Origin of the sequence: Streptomyces sp. NPDC005195 (genome assembly GCF_040608315.1) — a bacterium.
Taxonomy (GTDB): Bacteria; Actinomycetota; Actinomycetes; order Streptomycetales; family Streptomycetaceae; genus Streptomyces; species Streptomyces kaempferi.
Genome location: NZ_JBEXHZ010000156.1, coordinates 1 through 4,930 on the forward strand (window position 1 = coordinate 1; position 4,930 = coordinate 4,930).

General features: G+C 70.0%; 5 protein-coding genes. 3 read left to right on the forward strand and 2 right to left on the reverse strand.

Annotated features, from left to right (window positions below):
* Positions 1-159: 159 nt before the first annotated feature.
* Positions 160-540 carry a hypothetical protein gene (locus ABZV34_RS37080; RefSeq protein ID WP_356286958.1) on the forward strand — a complete coding sequence of 127 codons (381 nt, stop codon included), beginning with the start codon at positions 160-162 and terminating at the stop codon, positions 538-540.
* Between the two features lie 205 nt (positions 541-745).
* Here the strand turns inward: ABZV34_RS37080 and ABZV34_RS37085 are convergent, their stop codons facing one another.
* The gene (locus ABZV34_RS37085; protein WP_356286961.1) at positions 746-1,483 is read right to left on the reverse strand and encodes an acetoacetate decarboxylase; all 738 of its coding nucleotides are present in this window, start codon (positions 1,481-1,483) and stop codon (positions 746-748) included.
* A gap of 170 nt (positions 1,484-1,653) precedes the next feature.
* Here ABZV34_RS37085 and ABZV34_RS37090 point away from each other — a divergent pair, with 170 nt between their 5' ends.
* Positions 1,654-2,523, forward strand: a complete 870-nt coding sequence (locus ABZV34_RS37090) for a 3-hydroxyacyl-CoA dehydrogenase family protein (protein WP_356286964.1) — start codon at positions 1,654-1,656, stop codon at positions 2,521-2,523.
* Between the two features lie 89 nt (positions 2,524-2,612).
* The gene (locus tag ABZV34_RS37095) at positions 2,613-3,245 is read left to right on the forward strand and encodes a TetR/AcrR family transcriptional regulator (protein ID WP_356286967.1); all 633 of its coding nucleotides are present in this window, start codon (positions 2,613-2,615) and stop codon (positions 3,243-3,245) included.
* A 288-nt stretch (positions 3,246-3,533) separates the two neighbouring features.
* On the opposite strand, the gene ABZV34_RS37100 is transcribed toward ABZV34_RS37095, so the two are convergent.
* On the reverse strand, positions 3,534-4,769 hold the full coding sequence (locus ABZV34_RS37100) for a low temperature requirement protein A (protein WP_356286970.1): 1,236 nt from the start codon (positions 4,767-4,769) through the stop codon (positions 3,534-3,536).
* Positions 4,770-4,930: the final 161 nt, after the last annotated feature.

The window sequence follows — 4,930 nt, forward strand, 5'->3', positions numbered from 1 at the left end:
GTTCCCGCGGCCGGGACGCTGTTCCCGCGGGCGGGACGCTGTTCCCGCGCGCGGTCGATGGGGTGGTGGTCCGCTCAACGGCACGGCACGCGACACGGCCGGCGCCTCCTCGCATGCTCGGGAGCGAAGTGCAGTGTCGGCAGTGAGCGGGAGGCAGTGATGACAGGCAAGTTCCGGCGCCGTGGCGCCATGGTCACGGCGGTTGCGGCGCTGAGCGCCGGCGGGCTGCTCGTGGGGACCGCGGGGAGCGCTTCCGCGACCGCGTCGATCCCCCTGAGCACGACGTTCTCGGTGGGCGTCTACCGAAACCACTCCGTGGCCTCGGGCAAGGTCGGAGTCCCGGACCTCGCTCCCGGTGATTCGGTCATCGCCGTCTGCTGGGACCGAGGCGACAACCGCGGGACGGGAAACGTGTGGTACCGCGTCATCGGGGAGCGCTACGCCGGCAACGGAGTCGAGCTGTTCATCGCCGGATGGACGTACGGGGGGTACGTGGACGGCAACGTGGCGTTCCACAACGGAGCCGTGCCGATCTGCTAGAGCCCGGGCCGATCCCTCCACCCGGGTTCAGCGAACCGGACCGTCGCCGGGAGATCGGGCGAGTCGCCCACCGTGTAGGGGCGGAGGTCTCCGACCGGGGACGGTTTCCTTTGGAGGCACCCCGGAGGGATCGGCCAGGTCGGTGAGGACGGCCAGGTCGGGGTTCCGCGCCGGTGAGGGGTGGGGCGGAGGTGTCACGAGCTCGTCAGGCGGCGAGGTAGTCGTGCACGGGTGTCATGGGGGCGAGGGTGAGGTCCGTGACGATGTGGCTGGCCGAGACGATCTCCAGGACGGGCAGATCTGCCAGCGGGGCCATCGCGTGGGCGAACAGCTGGAGGCGGGCGGGGCCGGTGTAGGCCTGCTTGACCGTGACGTCGCTGATCTCGGTGCGGACCAGATCACAGGCCCGCAGGCGGCCGTCGAGGCCCGGGACGATCTTGACCGCGAAGGTGGGTGCGGTGATCTGGCTCCGGGCCTCCACCTCGTCGAGCGGCTCCCACTTGTAGGGCATCGTCGCGGTGGCCACGCGCTGGGTCCCGTAGTCGAGGGTGCCCACCAGGGCGCCGTTGTCGGCGAACAGGGCCGGGGTGCCGATGGTCTTGGGATAGGCGCTCAGCTCCCGGCCGGCGGCGGTGGCCGCGAAGTTGTCCAGGTGCATGACGTGCAGATACTCGCCGTGCTCGGCGCCGAGACGGACCGGTATCGCCTGGCCGGACTCCAGATAGGGACCGTAACCCTCCACGTCCCCCATTCTCATGACCTCGAAGCGCACCAGCGGCTCGTCGATCTCCAGCGGTTCGGGGACGACGGCGCGCAGCGCCTCGGGGTCGGTCCGGTAGACGACGTTGAAGTACTCACGGTCGGTGAAGCGGGTGCGGCGGAGCGGGTAGACGGGGGTGGTCAGTGGGGTCACGGCGTGACGTCGGACTTCTTCGGCGCGCATGGAACCTTCTCCTGGGACTGAGGTGATGTCGAGCTGCGGGGCGGTTGCTCTCCTCATATCGAATACACTATGTATCGGATACATGGTGTACCCGATAGAGCGTGACAGGCAAATCGGTCCCCATACGCGCGGATCGCGGTACCCCTCCGCCGAAGCGAGAGAAGATGGTCATGGCGTTCGCCCTCCCCACGGACACAGCCACCCGACCGGTCGCCGTCCTGGGCGCCGGCACCCTCGGGCGTCGTATCGCCCTGATGTTCGCCACCCGTGGCGGCCAGGTGCGCGTCTACGACCCCGTAGCCCTGGCCGGGCAGGACGCCCGCGCCTATGTCGAGCAGCAGGTGGCCGAGGTCGCCGCCCGCATCGAAGGCGGCACGCCCGGCACGGTGACCGCCACCACCGACCTCGCCCAGGCGCTGGCAGGGGCCTGGCTGGTGGTCGAGTCGGTGCCCGAGCGCCTGGAACTGAAGAAGAGGGTCTTCGCCGACCTGGACAGGACGGCGGACGCCGACGCGATCCTGGCGAGCAACTCCTCGTCGTACCCGACCAGCGAGTTCATCGACCACGTCACCCGGCCCGAGCGCGTGCTCAACATGCACTTCTACATGCCGCCCCAGCAGTCGGCGGTCGATCTCATGTCGAGCGGCCACACCGACCGCGCCGTCCTCGACCTGCTGCTGCGAGAACTGCCGCGGTACGGCATCCTCCCCTTCGAGGCCCGTCGCGAGAGCACGGGTTTCATCTTCAACCGCATCTGGGCGGCCATCAAGCGCGAGGCCCTCTCCGTGGTCGCCGAAGGCGTCTCCACCCCCGAGGACATCGACGCGATGTGGGCCGCCACCATGGGAACGCGGGGGCCGTTCCGCACCATGGACCAGGTCGGTCTGGACGTCGTGCTCGACATCGAGAACCACTACGCGGCGAAGAACCCGACCCTGCCGACCGGCCCGCGCGATGTGCTGCGCCGCTACATCGACGCCGGGCACCTGGGTGTGAAGACCGGCCGCGGTTTCTACGACGACTACCACCAGGCGGGCTGATCACCACCGGCTCCCGGACGGGGCCGTCGGTCGCCTACCCTGGCCGCGCGGCCACTTCCGACCCTCCGCACCACGAAAGGGCCCTCGACGTGCCGAAGTCACCGACCAAGCGCCGGCCTCTGACCCGCGCCGCCCTCACCGAGAGCGCTTGGGCCCTGTTCACCGAGAAGGGCTTCCACGCCACCTCGATCAGCGACATCGTCGAACGCGCGGGCCTGACGCGGGGCGCTTTCTACTCCAACTACCGGGACAAGGAGGAGCTCTTCCTCGCCCTCTACGACATCCACACCGACCGGCTGCTGGCCGACCTCGACACGGCCGCCGCCGAACCGGTGCCGGGAGAGCATCCGATCGTCCAGCTGCGTGAACGCGTAGCCGGACGTACCCCGCAGGAACGTCAATGGTTCCTGGTGTCCATGGAGTTCACCCTGCACGCGGCCCGCAACCCCGCGGTCGCCGAGCAACTGGCCGTCCACGAGGACCGGCTCACCCAGGGCCTGACCGACGTGCTGACGCGGACACTCGCCCGAGCCGGCGCTCAGCCCGTCGTCCCGGCCGGTGATCTGGCCCGGCTGCTCATCGCCCTGTTCGAGGGTCTCACCGCCCACCAGTTGATCCACGGCCCCACCCGAGGCTTGGAACACCTCACGCCCCACCTGGTCCACGCCCTGACCACTCCGGCCCCACCCGGCACACTCCGGCCAGGGCCCGACCACGCGTGAGGACCGGTTTCCGATCCCCGATGCGTCACCCTCCCGGTGTGTCCGAACTTCGCTGCGTCTGACTTCCGGTGGGTCTGGTCTCCAGTGCGTCTGACCTCCGGTGTGTTCCGGTCTCCAGTGCGGGGGTCGTGCGGTCGGGAGTGACTGCCGAAGTACACGGAGAACGAGGCTTCCCGGGGGCGCCGTCGACTGCTCGATGTGAAGTTCCGCAACGTCAGATGTCAGATGTCAGATGTGCGATGTGTGACGTGCGATGTCCAGCGTCGTCTCGGAGGACGGCGGCGGCGGTCAGCCGTCGATTCCCGACGCCTGGTTCCTGCTGTCCCGCGTCCCTGCCGAGAACCACACCAGCGCCAGGACCAACAGCCAGACCAGCAGCGCCGGGTGGCGGCCCACGCCGTCGGAGACGCCCACCACGGCGATCAGGGCGAGCGGGGGCAGCGCCGCGGCGAGCAGACGCGGCAGGCCACCGGAGCCGCTCCGTCCGATGACGGCGGTCGCGACGAGAAGGTAGGCGCCCAGACCGGTGGCCATCAGCCGGCCGGTCTGCTCCGGCAGTCGGCCGTCGGCGTGTTCCACGACGACTCCGAGGCCGGCCGCGAGGGCCGCCACCGCGCCGGTGACGAAACAGTGCAGGGCGAGCAGCGGACGGGGCTGCACAGCGGCGTCCGCGAGACAGGGGATGCCACCGCGGCCCCGACGCAGCGACAGCGACCACAGAAGCACCAGCATCACGAAGGCGCCAGGAACGGTGAGGTACAGACCGCGGCCCCAGCCGGCCTCGGAGGCGGATTCGACGAGCTGGTAGACGCCCTCGCCGAGCACGATGATGGTGAAGAGCCCGAGACGTTCGGCCAGATGCTCCGTGTCGGTGTGGGCGACGGTCACCATGGCGCCGGGATCCGGAGCGCCGTCTTCGGACGTGAACGCTCCGGCCCCGGCGCGGCGCCGGTTGTGCGCGTACTGCTGCTGGAGCTTGTGCAGCAGGCGCTCCCTGGACAGGAAGAACGTGACGCACAGGTCGATGACGACGCCGGACGTCCAGAGCCAGGGGCGGGCCGGACCGTCGACCCAGATGGAGACGGTCCACGGGACCGCGCCCGCGGTGAACGAGACCGTCGGCCAGTCGAGCAGCACCTCCCGCCGGTCGCCGAAGGCGTTGCCACCCAGGACACGGGTGGCGGCGTAGGCGATGGCGAACGCCGTGCTCGACTCGCCCTCCTGGACACCGTGCACGGCAGCCGCCATCACCGTGAGGCCGAACATGCCGAGCAGCAGGGCGGGGGCATGCGTACGTTCCGCGGCGACGTTTCCGTAGAGGGTCAGCGACAGCCAGCACGTCCAGAACGCCAGGTACAGCACGACGTACAGGCCGACGTCGTGCCACCCCGCTTCACCGTGCAGCAGGTGCGCGAGCTGGGCGACTCCGGCCACGGCGACAAGGTCGAAGAAGAGCTCGAGCCAGGAGGAGTGCCGCTCTCCGGGCGCGTTCGGTATCAGGGTGTCCGGCCGTGTCTCGATCACGCGCAGCACCCTATCGCCGCACTCGGGGACCGGGACCGGATGGTCGGGGCACGGCCGGGCTCCTCAACGCCGTCCAGCAACTGGGCGGCACGCTCGGCGTCGCGGTGGTCGGCGGTGTGTACCTGGCCGGCGACGGCACCGCGCGCGGTGCCGCGCAGGAG